This window comes from Pseudomonas sp. LARHCG127 (genome assembly GCF_052871455.1).
Map to the genome: position 1 here is coordinate 507,855 of NZ_JBIXJT010000003.1, position 15,971 is coordinate 523,825.

The 15,971-nt window shown below is 59.3% G+C and carries 11 protein-coding genes; 4 read left to right on the plus strand and 7 right to left on the minus strand.

Annotated features, from left to right (window positions below; genetic code table 11):
- Positions 1-14: 14 nt before the first annotated feature.
- The 6 genes from ACIPQ1_RS07995 to ACIPQ1_RS08020 form a co-directional block, all read right to left on the minus strand.
- Complete coding sequence (locus ACIPQ1_RS07995) at positions 15-845, minus strand: ABC transporter permease (RefSeq protein ID WP_446533903.1); 831 nt, start codon at positions 843-845, stop codon at positions 15-17.
- Positions 842-1,759, minus strand: coding sequence for an ABC transporter ATP-binding protein (locus ACIPQ1_RS08000; RefSeq protein WP_186710344.1), 918 nt, complete (start codon positions 1,757-1,759; stop codon positions 842-844). Before ACIPQ1_RS08000 ends, ACIPQ1_RS07995 begins: the two co-directional genes overlap by 4 nt.
- Positions 1,756-3,069, minus strand: a complete 1,314-nt coding sequence (locus tag ACIPQ1_RS08005; RefSeq protein WP_446533904.1) for a nitrous oxide reductase family maturation protein NosD — start codon at positions 3,067-3,069, stop codon at positions 1,756-1,758. The genes ACIPQ1_RS08000 and ACIPQ1_RS08005 overlap by 4 nt, the downstream gene beginning before the upstream one ends.
- Positions 3,070-3,094: 25 nt before the next feature.
- Positions 3,095-5,014: a TAT-dependent nitrous-oxide reductase gene (gene nosZ, locus ACIPQ1_RS08010; protein WP_186710342.1), complete on the minus strand. Its 1,920-nt coding sequence runs from the start codon at positions 5,012-5,014 to the stop codon at positions 3,095-3,097.
- 53 nt (positions 5,015-5,067) lie between these two features.
- Positions 5,068-7,218 carry a transcriptional regulator NosR gene (gene nosR, locus ACIPQ1_RS08015; protein WP_446533919.1) on the minus strand — a complete coding sequence of 717 codons (2,151 nt, stop codon included), beginning with the start codon at positions 7,216-7,218 and terminating at the stop codon, positions 5,068-5,070.
- A gap of 328 nt (positions 7,219-7,546) precedes the next feature.
- The gene (locus ACIPQ1_RS08020; RefSeq protein WP_446533905.1) at positions 7,547-9,025 is read right to left on the minus strand and encodes a hypothetical protein; all 1,479 of its coding nucleotides are present in this window, start codon (positions 9,023-9,025) and stop codon (positions 7,547-7,549) included.
- Between the two features lie 194 nt (positions 9,026-9,219).
- Between ACIPQ1_RS08020 and ACIPQ1_RS08025 the strand changes: the two genes are divergently transcribed.
- Together ACIPQ1_RS08025 and ACIPQ1_RS08030 are read left to right on the plus strand one after the other, a co-directional pair.
- Positions 9,220-11,874, plus strand: coding sequence for an excinuclease ABC subunit A (locus tag ACIPQ1_RS08025; protein ID WP_446533906.1), 2,655 nt, complete (start codon positions 9,220-9,222; stop codon positions 11,872-11,874).
- A 389-nt stretch (positions 11,875-12,263) separates the two neighbouring features.
- Positions 12,264-12,992 carry a helix-turn-helix transcriptional regulator gene (locus tag ACIPQ1_RS08030; RefSeq protein WP_411384828.1) on the plus strand — a complete coding sequence of 243 codons (729 nt, stop codon included), beginning with the start codon at positions 12,264-12,266 and terminating at the stop codon, positions 12,990-12,992.
- Between the two features lie 36 nt (positions 12,993-13,028).
- Here ACIPQ1_RS08030 and ACIPQ1_RS08035 read toward each other — a convergent pair whose 3' ends face one another.
- Positions 13,029-13,628, minus strand: coding sequence for a LysE family translocator (locus ACIPQ1_RS08035; RefSeq protein WP_411384829.1), 600 nt, complete (start codon positions 13,626-13,628; stop codon positions 13,029-13,031).
- A 626-nt stretch (positions 13,629-14,254) separates the two neighbouring features.
- Here ACIPQ1_RS08035 and ACIPQ1_RS08040 point away from each other — a divergent pair.
- Entirely contained in the window at positions 14,255-15,028 is a 774-nt protein-coding gene (locus ACIPQ1_RS08040; RefSeq protein ID WP_411384830.1) for an acyl-homoserine-lactone synthase, read from the plus strand.
- Between the two features lie 29 nt (positions 15,029-15,057).
- Positions 15,058-15,924, plus strand: coding sequence for a helix-turn-helix transcriptional regulator (locus ACIPQ1_RS08045; protein ID WP_446533907.1), 867 nt, complete (start codon positions 15,058-15,060; stop codon positions 15,922-15,924).
- Positions 15,925-15,971: the final 47 nt, after the last annotated feature.

A 15,971-nucleotide genomic window follows, 5' to 3' on the forward strand; every position in this document is an offset into this window, starting at 1 on the left:
ATCAAGTCAGACATTCACGGGCACCGGCGATTGAACAACCGGTAGGCCAGCCACAACGGGATTGCCATCCACAGGCCCAGGCACAACCAGAGCAAAGGCGCCGACACCGGCAGATCGCTGCCCAGGGTCAACACTGCGGCACCGCTGGACGCCGCATCGAACCCGGTCAGGTTGATCAGCCGATACACGTCCGTAGGGTTGAACAGCAACAGCCATGGCAGCAGCTCAGGGCTGAACCTCCCCTCGCTCAGCACCAGCAGCGCCAGCAAGGCCAGGTCGAACACCAGCACGAAGAAAAACCACACCCCGAGCGCCAGTCCGGCGGCGGTGGATTTCTCTGCCGACACGCTGCTCAGCACATAGGCCAGCCCGAGGAACACCCAGCCCAGCAGCGTGCTGGACAACATGAACCGGCCAAAGGCCCAGAGCAGCAAGCCCAACTGAACATCGTCCACTAGCAGAGCGATGGCCAGCATCGCACAGCCAAAGCCGATGAAGGTGGCCAGGGCCAGGATCAAGCCGTGCCCGACAAACTTGCCCAAGAGCAATTGGCCGCGCCCCAACGGGTAGGTCAGCAACAGCAGCAGCGTGCCGTTCTCGTCCTCGCCGACAATCGCGTCGTAGGCCAGCAGCAAGGCAATCAGCGGCATCAGGAACGTCGCCAGGCTGGACAGGCTCGCCACCGTGGCGGGCACCGAGGTAAACCCCAACTGACCGGATGCCGCCGCGCCGAGCCAGGCGATGCCGATCGCCAACACCGCGAACAACAGGCTGATCGCCAACAACCAGCGATTGCGCAGGCCATCGCTGAACTCCTTGCGGGCCATGTTCCAGACCGGGTTCATAGGCTGGCCTCCTCGGCGGCGGCACGGACCATGTAATGACGGTACAGGTCCTCCAGGGACGGCGGCTTGATCTCGACATCCGTCGGGTCGTCCTGGGCCAGCAACTGGCGCAGCAATTTCAGTTTGCTGCCGTCCGGCGCGGACACCTGCACCCCTTCCGCGCCCCAGCCCTGGGTGGCGTGCCCTTCACTGCGCCAATGCTGGCGAAGCCAGTCGGCCCGTGACAGGCCCGAGGCGCGGATCAGCGTCGGCAGTCCCGCGTCCTCCCGCAGCCGGGCCAGGCTGCCCAGGGCCAAAAGCCGACCCCGGGTCAGAATCGCGGCGCGGTTGATGTGCGCTTCCACCCCCGGCAACACGTGCGAGCAGAGAATGATGCTGGTGCCCTGCCAACGCAGGCGATCGAGCAATTGATAAAGGTCCTGGGTGGCGATGGGGTCCAGGCCCACGGTCGGTTCGTCCAGCAATAACAGGCGCGGCTGGCCGAGCAGCGCCTGGGCCAGGCCGAGGCGCTGGCGCATGCCCTTGGAATAGGTCCTCACGCGCCGCCTGGCGGCGCCCGCCAGCCCCACTTCCTCCAGCAGACGCTCCACCTGCTCCGGTGCCGCGCCTTTGAGCCGGGCGAAATGACGCAAGGTTTCCAGCCCGCTCAACTGCGGGTAGAACATCACGTTCTCGGGCAGATAACCGAGCATCTGCCGGACACTCGGGTCGCTGGGTGCGCGACCGAACACACGCACCTCCCCCTCGCTGGCTCGCAGCAAACCGAGGATCAACTTCATGGTGGTGGTCTTGCCCGCACCGTTGTGCCCGAACAACCCGAGCACCTCGCCTTGGGCCAGGGTCAAGTCCAGCCCGCGCAGCACGGCGACATCGCCATAACGCTGGCTGACCCCTTCGATCTCGACGACGTTCAAGACGCGTTCTCCTGGGCACTGTTGCGTGGTGGGGGCTGGACAGGGGTTTCCATCAGCGGATGACTATCCATTACCCCGGGAGATTTCATTACCGGGAACGCCCGCTGCACCCAGCGCAGCAGCTCGATCCCCGGACTGTTCATCAACAACCGCACCTGGGGATACAGCCACAGCAGGCGATCGACGTTGTCGTTGGGTTCATAGGCCACATCCCCCAGGCCGTCGCCGTTGCGATCCCAACCCAGGTAATCGCTCCAATAATTGCCGCGCCCGTCCGCCGACCATTCCTGCAACCGCGTGGCCACGTATTTGACCTGGCGCTGGTTGTGGACGAAGGCATTGCCGGCGATGCGGTTGTCCTCCGAGCCGGCCGTCAGGTGGATGCCCACGGCGCTGCGCTCGAAATGGTTGCCTTCGATGCGGTTGAACAACGAGTTGTAGATGAACAGGGCCTTGCCCTCGGCGCCGCTGATCATGGTGTCGCCGGTGGACCCGTCGCGCACGTCGCTGACGAAGTTGTCGCGCAGGGTGGAATAAGTGATGTAGTTCATCAGGATCCCGTAGTTCTGGTCCTGTTCGGAGCGATTGCCGATCACCGTCAATTGGCGGCTTTGCATCAAGGCATAACCGGTGCGGGTACGCCGGGTGACGTTGTCCAGCAGGCGGTTATCGTTGGCGAACATGTAATGCACGCCGTAGCGCAGATCCTCCAGCGTATTGCCCTGGAGCAGGTTGCCATTGGAGGTGTCGATGTAGATGCCGTCACGGGTTTCGCGCACCTGATTACCGATGACCCGGGCGCCGTGCACCGCATACAAATGGATGCCGTTGCCCCGGTCCTGGGAGCGCAGGCTGGGGTCGCCCTGGATGCGGTTGTCGATCAGGCTGACGTCCCGCGTGCCATCGACCCAGATACCGAAGCCCTGGCCTTGCATCCGATTACCGCGCACCACGGCGCCTGTTGCCCCGGGCTGGATGAACACCGCGGCGTTCATGGCCGTGAGGTCGTGGCCCCAGTCCAGGAAGGTGCAGCCCTGGACCTGCACGCTCGGCGCGCGAATGATCAAGCCATTGCCCTCGCCTTGCGCCTCGAATACCGCCTCTGGCGCGCAAGTGAGCGTCATCGGCTGATCGATACTGAACGAGCCTTGGTAGTGCCCCGCAGGCAGGCGCCAGTGCTGCTCGCCCTCAGCCTGCAAAGGCAGATTCGTAATCGGTTGCGGCGCGCCGAACGCACCGCCCGACAGCAGGCAGGACACCAGGGCAATGACCGGTCGACGAACGTTTGCATGCTGCGTTTTCCCGGTCATTGCGCCTGTCTCCTTGATGAATGACTCAGGCTTTCTCAACCAGCATGCGTCCGACCATTTCCATGTGCAGCGCGTGGCAGAACCAACTGCAGTAGTACCAATGCAAGCCGGCCTTGTCGGCGGTGAAGGTGATGGATGAGGTCTGTTGCGGGCTGATCTCCATGCTGGCGCCGTGGTTGGTCATGACAAAACCGTGGGACACGTCTTCGATCTGGTCGATGTTGGTGATGGTCACGGTCACCTCGTTGCCTTGCTTGACGGTGAACTCCGTCAGGCCATAGGCCGGCGCCATCGAGGTCATGTACACCCGCACCTTATTGCCGTCGCGGATGACCTTGTTGTCGGTTTCGAGGTTGATGCCGTCCTTCTTCGCCAGGGCCACGGTGTCGGCGAAGAACGGATCGTTGCGGTTCCAGATTTTCTGGGTCTTGATCTGGTCGCGCCGCGCGAGAATGCAGTCATGGGGTTCGGCGAAGGCCGGGCCGTCGTGCACCAGCTTCATCTCTTCACCGGAAATGTCGATCAGCTGATCGTTCTCCGGGTGCAACGGGCCGGTGGGCAGGAAGCGGTCCTTGGAGAATTTGCACAACACCACCAGCCACTTGCCGTCCGCCTCGCTGGTTTCGGTGAGGGACGCATGGTTGTGGCCCGGCTGGTACTGGACGTCGAGTTTCTGCTTGATGTAGTTGACCTTCTCGCCCTTGTAGGCGCGGATGGCTTCGTCCATGTTCCACTTCACCACCTGGCTGTCGATGAACAAGGTCGTGTAGGCGTTGCCGCGCCCGTCGAACGTGGTGTGCAGCGGCCCCAGCCCCAATTCGGGCTCGGCGACGATCACTTCCCGCGGATCCTTGTAACGGTCATTGAACAAGTCATCAAGACGGTCGATGGCGATCATCGAGACCGTGGGCGACAACTTGCCGTTGGCGATGAAGTACTTGCCGTCCGACGAGGTATTGAGCCCGTGGGGGTTCTTCGGCACCGGAATGTAGCGAGTGAACTCGGAGTCCTTGCCGTCGGTCTTGCGGCCATCGACCACCGGCACCTTGGAACCGTCCAGGGTGATGAATTTGCCGGCCTTGATTGCCGCCTCGATCCGCGGGATGTTGAACACCACCACCCAGTCGCGCTCGTTGCGCATCATGCCGCCCAGGTCGTAGGCCTTCTCGGAGTTGTAGCAGGTGCTGGCGGCGTATTTGCCGGTGTAGTCGGCGTCGGAGTTGTCCAGGTTGCCGTCGACGATCACCTGGAAGGCCATTTCCATTTTTTCGGCATCGATGGCGTTGAACATCGTGAAGCTGTTTTTGTCCTGCAGGTCGAAGGTATGGCCGTCGTTGGGGTGCGGGATCACGAACTCGGCGTTGGCGAACACGTACTTGGTGTACGGCACCTTCTGCAGGCGCAGGCCGTGGATGGCCTGGACGTTGGGCACGGTGAGGATCTTGTCGCACTTCATGATGTCCAGGCGAATGCGCGCGACCCGGGAGTTGGCCTTGTCGTTGATGAACAGGTACTTGCCGTCGTACTTGCCGTCGGTCATGGAGATGTGCGGGTGGTGGCAGTCGCCGTTCTGGTATTTGGCGCTGTCACCGAGGATGCGCTTGCTCTCGTTGGTCAGCCCCCAACCGGTGGCCGAATCGACGTTGAACACCGGGATGCGCATCAGCTCGCGCATCGACGGTACACCCAGCACCCGCACCTCGCCTTGGTGGCCGCCGCTCCAGAACCCGTAGTATTCGTCCAACTCACCGGGCCCGACGTGGATCTTGGACTTGGCTTCCTTGGCCGCCGCTGCCCAGGACTCGCGGGTGAACGTCCCGGCGCCCAGCGCCGTGGCGCCGGCCAGCACCGCGCCCGTTACCGCACCGGTGCCGAGAAAACTGCGCCGGCTGACACCCCGGGGCGCTTCCACCGCGCCAGGGACTTGGTCTTTTTTGTCGCTCATGCTGTGTGCTCCATGAAGAATGAAACGGTCAAGGGACAGGCCATTGGGGTGCCTCAAGGCGCCGGGTTCACCTGCACCACGGGAATCAGTTGCGCATCGGTCACGGTCGCCTTGCCGCGCTTCTTGCGCTTGTTGATCAGCGGCGGGCATTTGTTTTCGTTGTGCCAGGTCATCTGGCAGTCGAGGCAGTAATGGCATTCGTTGGCGTTGATCCGCCCATCGGGATGGATCGCCTGGATCTCGCATTCCTTGGCGCACAGTTGGCAGGGGTTGCCACATTCCTTGCGGCGCTTGAGCCAGTCGAACAAGCGCAGGCGGGTCGGCATCGCCAAGGCGGCGCCCAGCGGGCAGACGTAGCGGCAATAGACTTTGCGGGTAAAGACATTGATCACCAGCAGGCCCGCTGCGTATGCCACGAACCACCACTGGCGGTCGAACTTGAGGGTGATGGCGGTCTTGAACGGCTCCACTTCGGCCAGCCGTTCGGCGCTGGACATCGATTCCAGCGAGACGCCGAACAGCACCAGCAAAATGATGTACTTGATTGCCCACAGGCGCTCATGCACGGCGAACGGCAGCTCGTATTGCGGCACCTTGAGCTTGCGCGCCAGCTCGTTGATCAGCTCCTGCAACGCGCCGAACGGACACAGCCAGCCGCAGAACACCCCGCGTCCCCACAACAGAATGCTGCCGGCGGTGAACACCCAGAGAATGAAGATCAGCGGATCGGTGAGGAACAGTTCCCAGCGAAAGCCTTCGAACAGGGCGTGGACGAAGGTCAGCACGTTGACCACTGACAACTGCGCCAGCGCAAAGCCGCCCAGGAACACCACGGTGAACACCAGGTAACCGCGACGTACCCAGTGCAACAACGTGGGCCGCCGGGCCAGTGAATCCTGGAAAAACAGGATCGCGGTGAGGACCAGCAACGCCGCACCCAACACCGAAATCTCCACGCTTTTCTGGTACCAGAGTGTCAGCCACATTGGCCGGCTGGCTTCTTCGGCGGCCGCCAGTTGCTCGGCGATGGGCAATGGCCGTTCCAGGTAGGGTTCGGGCAGTTGATAGGCCAGCTCGAAACTGCTGAAGGTGCCGCTGACCGGACCGGTCTGGCGGCGCACCAGCAGCTCCAGGTTCCAGGGCGAGCCGGGGTCGAAACGGTGGGCGGCGCGGATGATGAAAATCGCCATTTCATCGAAATCCGGCATGTCGTCGAGGGCTACATCATTCAGGCGCTGGAAATCCAGGTCGCGAAAACTGATGGTGTCGCCGGACTGACGCAACTGCACCCGGTCGAAAATGCCGCCGCGCACGTAACCCGAGCCCTTGAAGGAATAACGACCACTGCCCATCACTGCAATGGCTTGTTCGCCCGGCTTGAGCTCGGCCATCAGCGTGCGGTATTGCGCCTCGCCCAGCAGGTTACGGCCAATGGTGGGTGGGTTGAGGTGGGTGGCGTAGAGGTCGATGAAGGTGTCATTCACCTGCTCGCCGCTGGCGGTCTCGACCTGTTCGGCTTCGGTGCCCTTGAAGGACGCATCGACCTGGCCACGGGTCAGGTGCAGGCGACGGACCGCGCCGTTGCCGGTCAAGGTCTTCCAGTTGGCAGCCTCGTAGATATCCGCACGCACCCGCGCCGGTGCCACGGCCAATCCCGCATCGCCCTTGACCAGGCCGAGGGATACCGCGACATCGTGGGCGGCGCGCATGATCACTTCGTTGACCACCATGGCCGTCACCGTGGCGCCGGCGATCGCATCGACCGTCACCGCATTCGGGTCGCTGGAATGCCCTACCACCACTCGCTGGTTGACCTTGATGCCGCTGTAGCGCGCGCTGAAGCCGTGGAGTTTTTCTTCGGCGATGCCGATCAGCAGGATCGGTTCGTGGTGTTCAAGCACATAGGCGTCGAGAATCACCCCGGCAGGATCGAGAACGACCTGGACGTTGATCGGCTTGCCGGAGTACGCCGGAATGTCCACCACATCCAGGCTCTGGAACACGTAGCCCGCGACCTTGCCAGCAGCGGACAGCTTGCGAACCTTGAAGGGACCGTCGGGTTCGGAGATCGAGTCGACCGAACCCAGGACGTGGTGGATGCGTTGTTGCGGGAGGTCACCGTAGTCCTTGGCCTGGACGATTCCAGCGAACATCAGCAGTAGAACGAACAGCCCGGGGAGCCAGGAGCGGGATAGGTGCAACATCACAGAGGGACGGGTCATGAGCGCCAGGGCTTGGAGACAGGATCTTGGCGATCATTGTGGGGCCCGCCCCTGGCATGAGCCCTTGATTGAAATCAACTCGGGAAAACTAAACGCCGAATCCGTGAGCAGACACGAATGTCCAGCAAATGAAGGCCGCTTTTGTGGCGAGGGAGCTTGCTCCCGCTGGGGCGCGAAGCGTCCCCCATGAAGCTACCCACATCAACCTGACACTCCGTGGCGCCTGGCCTTGGGGCTGCTGCGCAGCCCAGCGGGAGCAAGCTCCCTCGCCACAACAGCCGTTCAGCTGTGTGTCAGGGGCTGTCTGGGTTCAGCGCAACCCATAGGAATAGACGCGGCCGTCATTGCTGTCGTACCAGTTGCCGTTGGCCCAGATCACCCGGTCCTGGGCCGGTTGAAAACCGAGGATACCCAGGTAACCGCCGATGGCGAGGCGTTGCCAGGAGCGGCCCCAATCCTTGGAATAGAACACCCCATTGGCAGAGACGTTCGCGTCCGACCACCAATAGAGCCAACGCGGTGGATGGTGCTCGCTGGTGGTGTTGATCAGCAGGGTGTCTTGTCCCATCCAGAGATTGTCACCACGTACCTGGGTCTGCGACGCCAGGGGTGAAAACACGCTGGGCAGTTCCCCCATGGGCCTCCAGGTCAGCGCGGCGGTGTCCAATTCGGCGACAACAGCTTGCCCGTGGTCGCCCTGGTCAATCAGCCCCATCACCCGCCCGGCGTCGTTCTGCAGCACCTTGTTCACGAACAGGTTGTCGGCACGCTGCACCTCCATGACCTGCCACTGCCCAGCCTCGGCTTGCAGCCGCGCCCGTGTCGTGACGTTAACCGCGATGTTGTCACCGACGCCATCTGGGTGGCTGCCCCAGAAGCGTTGGGAGACCCAGATAAAGGCCGTCTGCGCGTCCAACTGCAGGACACTGGTCTGGACGGTCCCATTTGCGCCTTCGCTGGTGTGCCACTCAGTGATGTCCGGGCGTTTGCCATGGGCGTATTCGGCAGATACGAGCAGCGACTCGGGAGCCATGATCGGCGAGCTGTGCGCACCGCGATCAGCCGAGTAAAAGACGCCGGTGGCAACGGCAGTCGGCTTTGCTTCATCGCCGTCCTCCTTCACCCCGTCCGGCGTGCCCACGGCCCAGACTTCATTCACGCCGTGGAAATAGGGAACCAAGCTCCAGGCCAACGAATCGGCCTCGGGAAACCAACCCTGGGTCAACGAAGTCCAGCGCTGGCCTTGATCGTCGCTGCGAAAGACCACGGTCTGATCGGGCTCAGGGGCATTCGCCGTCTCAGGTCGACGCAGGCCTGTGAGCAGGAACACACTGGTCCCATCGGGACTGGCCACAAGACAAGCGGCGCCGCTGACATGGGCCACAAGCTGAAACTGCCCTTTGTCATCCAGGCGGGAAATGAAGGAGGTTTCCGTTTCCCCACGAGAGAACAAACGGGAAAAGGTGCTGGGCTCCTCCGGTTCTTCAGTCTCGGCGGGCTTGCCATAGACCACCGCATCCAGGTTTACAACGTGCGCGGACGGCTCGAACGCTTGGGCCTCTCCCTCCAGCCGCGCCACCAGCCAAGTCCCCTGCGGTGCCACCGTCACGCCCGTGCAATACTGGGTCATCGCCCGCAAGCGGGTATCCTTCACGGTGCCCACCGTTTGCTGATCGGGGCCTTCACCGCCCCACTCCAGCTTGGCACTGGTCAGCATCCACATGTACCACAGCGCCGCGCCGACCAGCAGCGCGACAAATAATCGAGAGAGCAGTTTTGAACGAGACATGGGGAGGTCCGTATCCAGGGGAAAACTGCGAAGCTTTTCTCATCTCTTTTGTCCGGAGTAAATTTTTATCGCACGAGAATGGCCAAACCCGGTCGCATAAATGTCAGCGCTGTGATCCAGGTTACATTCTTCCCGTGACGCCGCCTCACCTGAACGCCCCAGTGCGACAAGCAGATGCCCACAAGGAACGCTCCATGCCCCCACGCTCCGGCCCCGCCGCCTCTTCATTGCCTCAAACCACCGGTTTCGTCCGGGTACGCGGCGCTCGAGAACACAACCTCAAGAACGTCGACGTGGACATCCCCCGCGATGCCCTGGTGGTGTTCACGGGAGTGTCGGGTTCCGGCAAGTCGTCGCTGGCATTTTCCACGCTCTATGCCGAGGCCCAGCGTCGTTATTTCGAGTCCGTCGCGCCCTACGCGCGGCGCCTCATCGACCAGGTGGGCGTGCCAGACGTGGACAGCATCGAGGGCCTGCCCCCGGCCGTTGCCTTGCAGCAACAGCGCGGCACACCCAGCGCGCGCTCGTCGGTGGGCAGCGTCACCACCCTGTCGAGCCTGATCCGCATGCTCTACTCCCGCGCCGGCAGTTATCCGGCCGACCAACCGATGCTCTATGCCGAGGACTTCTCGCCCAACACCCCCCAAGGCGCCTGCCAGGAATGCCACGGCCTGGGCCGGGTCTATGAAGTGACTGAAGCCTCCATGGTGCCGGACCCATCGCTGACCATCCGCGAGCGCGCCGTGGCCGCCTGGCCCATGGCCTGGCAAGGCCAGAACCTGCGGGACATCCTCGTGACCCTGGGCTATGACGTCGACATCCCCTGGCGCGACCTGCCGAAAAAACAACGGGACTGGATTCTTTTCACCGAAGAAACCCCGACCGTTCCCGTCTACGCGGGACTGACCCCGGCCCAGACTCGCGAAGCACTCAAGCGCAAGCTCGAACCCAGCTACCAAGGCACCTTCAGCGGCGCCCGACGCTACCTGCTGCACACCTTCATGCATTCGCAAAGCGCCCAGATGCGCAAACGCGTGGCGCAATACATGCGCGCCAGCCCCTGCCCGGTGTGCGAGGGCAAACGCCTCAAACGCCAGGCACTGACCGTGACCTTTGCCGGCCTGGACATCGCCGAGCTGTCGCACCTGTCCCTGCTCGAACTGGCCGAGGTGCTCAAGCGGGTCCAGGCCCCTGACTACCTTGAACAGGCCGAAGAAACAGGGGATGTCCTCAGTCACCAGCAAACCCGAAAGGCCCGGGAACAACGCGCCGCCCGAGGCGAAAATCCCCACGCCGGTGGACCGGACGCCCGCCACACACCCAACCTTTCCCTGGAAAAACGCCTGGCCGCCCAACGCATCGCCGCCGAGCTGCTGGAACGGATCACCACCCTGATCGACCTGGGCCTCGGCTACCTCGCCCTGGAGCGCAGCACGCCGACGCTTTCCTCCGGTGAACTGCAACGCCTGCGCCTGGCGACCCAGCTCAACTCCCAATTGTTCGGTGTGATCTACGTGCTGGACGAACCCTCCGCCGGCCTGCACCCGGCCGACAGCGAAGCGCTGTTTGGCGCCCTGCAACGCCTCAAGGCAGCGGGCAATTCGGTGTTTGTGGTCGAACATGACCTCGATACCATGCGCCGCGCCGACTGGCTCATCGACGTCGGCCCGGACGCTGGCGAACAAGGCGGGAAAGTCCTCTACAGCGGCCCGCCAGCAGGCCTTGCTCAGGTGCCTGAATCACGCACCCGCGCCTACCTGTTTGGCGAAGAACACGCCGCGACACGCAGCCCACGAGCCCCCAAGGATTGGCTGCGCCTGGAAGGCATCACCCGCAACAACCTCGACAACCTGAGCGCGGCCTTCCCGTTGGGCTGCTTCACCGCCGTGACCGGCATCTCTGGCTCAGGCAAATCCAGCCTCGTCAGCCAGGCCCTGCTGGATCTGGTCGGTGCCCACCTGGGCCAGGCCAGCCCCAACGCCGAACCCGATGAGCAAAGCCTGGAAGACGACCCCGTGCAAACCAGCGCCGGACGCGTTACTGCCGGGCTCGACGCGGTCAAGCGGCTGGTCCAGGTAGACCAGAAACCCATCGGCCGTACCCCGCGCTCCAACCTCGCCACTTACACCGGGCTGTTCGATCACGTGCGTAAACTGTTCGCCGCGACAGAACAGGCGCAGGCACTGGGATTCGATGCCGGGCGGTTCTCCTTCAACGTCGCCAAGGGTCGCTGCGAGACCTGCGAAGGTGAAGGTTTCGTCAGCGTCGAATTGTTGTTCATGCCCAGCGTGTACGCCCCCTGCCCCACCTGCCACGGCGCGCGCTACAACCCGCAGACCCTCGAGGTTCGCTGGCAGGGCCTGGACATCTCCCAAGTCTTGCAACTGACCGTGAACCAGGCGCTCGAGGTGTTTGCCGAGCAAGCGGCGGACAGGCGTTCGTTACACGTGCTGCAGGATATCGGATTGGGTTACCTGCGCCTGGGCCAACCAGCTACGGAGCTGTCCGGCGGCGAAGCCCAGCGGATCAAGCTGGCGACGGAACTGCAGCGCAAGGCCCGGGGCACGACGTTATATGTATTGGACGAACCCACCAACGGGCTGCATCCCCAGGACGTGGACCGCTTGCTGGTGCAGTTGAATCGCCTGGTGGATGAAGGCCATACGGTGGTTGTGGTGGAACATGACATGCGGGTGGTGGCGCAGAGTGACTGGGTCATCGATATTGGCCCAGGCGCAGGAACCCAGGGCGGAAAGGTGGTCGCTTGTGGGGCTCCGAGGAATGTGGCGAAGTCCCGGGAGAGTCGAACAGCAGGGTTCCTGAAAAGGGCTTTGCAGCATGAAAAATAAAGGTTTTTCAATGTTTCTCGCTGTTGCGAAAAAGCTGTCTATACTGTCCCCAGTTAATCGTTTCAGTGGATGTAATTAACTGCAACCTCAGGGCGCAATGGGCTGAGGTTGCACCGGCAAGGACGCAAAATGACATCACCGCAGCTGAAAGAACAAGCCTTACACCGCGGGATGAGGGGTTATTATCGCGCTCTGAAGCGCCCCCCGATGAACTGGATGTGCCCTCCCGATATTCCAATCCCCTTCGCAGCTCCGATAGCGGCCGCAAAACAGCGTGTGGTGATCGGTGCTGAGATTGTAAAACTCATCTACTCCGCTTGGCGAATATCAAGGTGATATACCTGACTGCGTAAAGGTATTCACATTAATATTTTTCGAGCGCATCCATTATGCTCAAGCCTATTCCAAGCCACCTGCTCAATTTAATTCAAGAGGTGGAGAATAATATCCCAGGGAAAAGCCACGACGAGTACACCGAGATACTCGGTTGGATGTTCTCGAAACTAGGGCTTGAAAAGTTTGCTTATGTTCATCTGGAGGCCGCACCCTTCGATAATGCCAAAGTCTCCATCCACAGCAATTACCCTGCTGAATGGGTGGACACTTACCGCAAAAACTCATTGCATAAATCAGATCCGGTGATGGCCAACACAGCCATTACCGCCACGCCTTTTTTCTGGGATGAAATTCCACAAGAACTGGACAATAACCCGGAAATATTCGATCAGTCCGCGTCCTATGGCATCAAGCAAGGGTTCACCATTCCGATTCATGAGCCGGGCAGATCGTTCGGTTCCATTCACTTGTCCTCGGAAGAGAATGATCCTGACTTCCCAACCATTGTCCGGGAGAATATGGTCATTATTCAGACGCTCAGCATCATCGCCAACCAGTACCGCCCGGTTGAGATCGGTGTAGAAAGCACGCTCAAGCTATCGCCCAGGGAAATTGAATTCTTGCGCTGGCTTGCGCTTGGAAAAAACTATAAGGAAATTGGCTTAATCATGAATATCACCGAACGAACAGTGAAATTTCATGCCAAGCAAATGACTGAAAAAATGGAGTGCACCAACGTCAAGCAAGCCATGTTCAAAGCGGCGCAGTTGAACCTCATCTAACATCCGTCGCCACTCAACTTCAACATCAGCGCACACTCAGGTGAAATTCACCTGGGATGCGATATTGAAAAGCATGCCGCAGGCGAACAACCCAATCACCAGGGAAATGGCTCGATTCAAAAATCGTCCGGATACAATCGCGTGGAACTTTCGACCACAAAAAGCGCCAGCCGCAATCCACACCAACCCCACCGGAAAAATAATGGCTGAAAATAGCAGCATGAACGACAGCCAGCTATCCAGCGATAGGAATGTGCCCGCTGGCGCAACGAAGGAAACAAAAAACAAGCCTTTGGGATTTGTCAGCGTTGCCACGAATAAATCCGGAACGGTAATCCCCGTCGTTGCGCCAGGCCCATGGTCTTTTACCGAAAACCAAAGTTTCAAGGAAATATAAAAGAGAAAACACACAGCAAAGATCTTGGTGGCGATCACCACCCAGGAGTGATCGGTTATCAGTAAATCAATGAATACTCCCCACATCGTCATCTGAATAACGTATGCCAACCATTCTGCTGCAACGAAGCGCATCGAAAGCGAATTGAGCCCTCTACTTATACCCGCTTGCAACAACAATGAGTTCGTTGGTCCCGGAACCAACAACACGGTCAACAACGAAAGCGCAATATAATTCATAGTATCCATCCATATCAGGAGCCGGTACGGCCAGTTTCCAGGGTCAGATCGATCCGTCATCCTTCCACATGACTTCAGGCAGAGCCACATGAATTCAGCAACTCAGTCATACGAGGTCAGACAACCAACTTAAATAGAGCAATCACACTAGACCACCATCAATGTGCCATACCTCTTCGAACCGCTCGCCAATTCATAATCCTTGGGCTCCCTGTCCGTGAGTCAACCCGCGATAAAAAGTCACCGAGCCCACGACTAGATGACATTTTGTTTACAGGCGCTAGAGTTTATTTCAACGCGTCAATTTTTTGAACAAAACAATATCAATCATTTACGGGACAACGCGTTAAGATCGTCAAAAAATCAATAGACCAGATTTATTTCATTTTCAGGCGACACCCTTTAATCAACACCAGTTTGCCACCATTTCACGCCTATACTTTTTTGGATGCCCAGCAATACAAATCCACAACTAACGAGTACCCCACTACTTATAAGGCGCCCCGCCAGCGCACCACCCTAATTAGACTACACGCTCTATTAATCAAAGACTGTACTTTAGGACAGTTGAAATACCTTAGTGCAAAGTCAACAGTAGCTTCACCTGCAGCCAAGAAGTCGCACCGATGAACTACTCCCCGTGCACCTATGAATTTTCCGGCGTATCCACCCGCATCGTAAGCTACTCAAACATCCCCCTCGACACCCTCGAACAAATATTGTCCATTCGAAAACTCGCCTTCATCGATCGAAAGAAATGGGACATTAAAAGTTATCAAGGCAGCGATTATGAGTGGGATGAATACGACGACCCCGACGCACTCTATCTCTACGCCCATGAAAACGACCGCGTTACCGGCTGTGTTCGACTACGCCCTTCCAGCAAACCCACATTGATGAGTGGATCCCTGAGCTTTATTCTTCCCACCGAAAAAACCAGACCGCCTTTGAATCACTGTTGGGAAGCCACAAGATTTGCACTTTCAGCCAATAATTTTTCCACGAGAAAACTCACCCGAGCTAATGTAGACATTCGCACAGCGGCACTTTTCCTGTCAATGATTAAGTTCGCTCAACAACAAAAAATTCACACGTATGAGATTGTTGTTGACACCCTGATGGCAAAAATCCTGAAACGTTCTGGCTGGCCAATTGAAAGAATCAACAGCGCATTAGGCTCGAAGGGAGAACAGATCATTTACGGCACATTGCCATGTACTTTTAAAACTTATGAGGAGGTCCTCAGCAAAAACGCCATACATCGAACAACTGAACTTACCCACTCGCGCATGACACACCGCTCGTCAGATAGACTCCATAAATCCCTGGACACTCCCCAGCTACTCGCCAGTCGAAACATTCCGGCAAAGATCCCCATGCACACTGAGCTGCAGCTTTAATCAAATAATTGGATGATTTTGGAGAAAGGATGAACCTACAACGATTATTCCCGCACATTGGCAAAGTCATTGCCAGTACCGGCAGCCGCAACTTCCCTCGGATGTTGCACGACCTGATACTCACGGAAATACCCGTGGACGCAACCCATATTACCGAGCAACGGATCGGCACAAGTAACATGTCTGAACCGAGCGCCTCCAGCATCGGCTGCGTCGGTATGGACAACGCCTGCATCGGTGCCCTCATGGATACGCATACCGCGAAGCCTTTCTTCCTGGCCGACGATATTCTCTTTGAAGACGCAGCACCGCAAAAAATACCCAACTTCTCCCGATGCCTGCTCACGTGCGAGCGTTCAGAACAGGTGCCTGGCTACAACACAGCGGCGCAGTTACACCTGACCACCCGAAAGAACGGTCGTCGTTATGTGCTGTCCATCTACAGATCGCCTCTTTCAAAGGGATTTACCGCACAAGAACATGCATTGTTGAAAGATTTTTCCTGTCTTTTATTGCCGATGGTCGAAGAGCATGTAGCGGCCCTTGTTCCACCGGAGTCCACTCGGCCGGATCCTTTCCTGGCCTTGGACGCTTCGGAAAACGGCGGCATGGAAGCGCTGCGCCAAAGGTTCGCCGATCGACTGCTTTTATCGGGCTTGAGTTTGTCCTCTCGTGAAACGGAAGTCTGTGTGGGTCTGCTGGCCGGGCGTACCGCTCCTGAACTTGCCGAGCAACTGAACCTGAAAGTCAATACCGTCGAAAGTTATCTAAAGCGTGCCGCTATCAAGATGGGAATTGGCGGGCGTCGTTCGCTGATCCGTTGGATGCATTCGATGGATGCCACACCGGCCCACCTGGAATGGAACGGCAGTAACGCCATTCAACAAGCCGTGTAAACCCACCCCCAACGATTGCTCATTCATTGACCGAATCGAGTATTTGT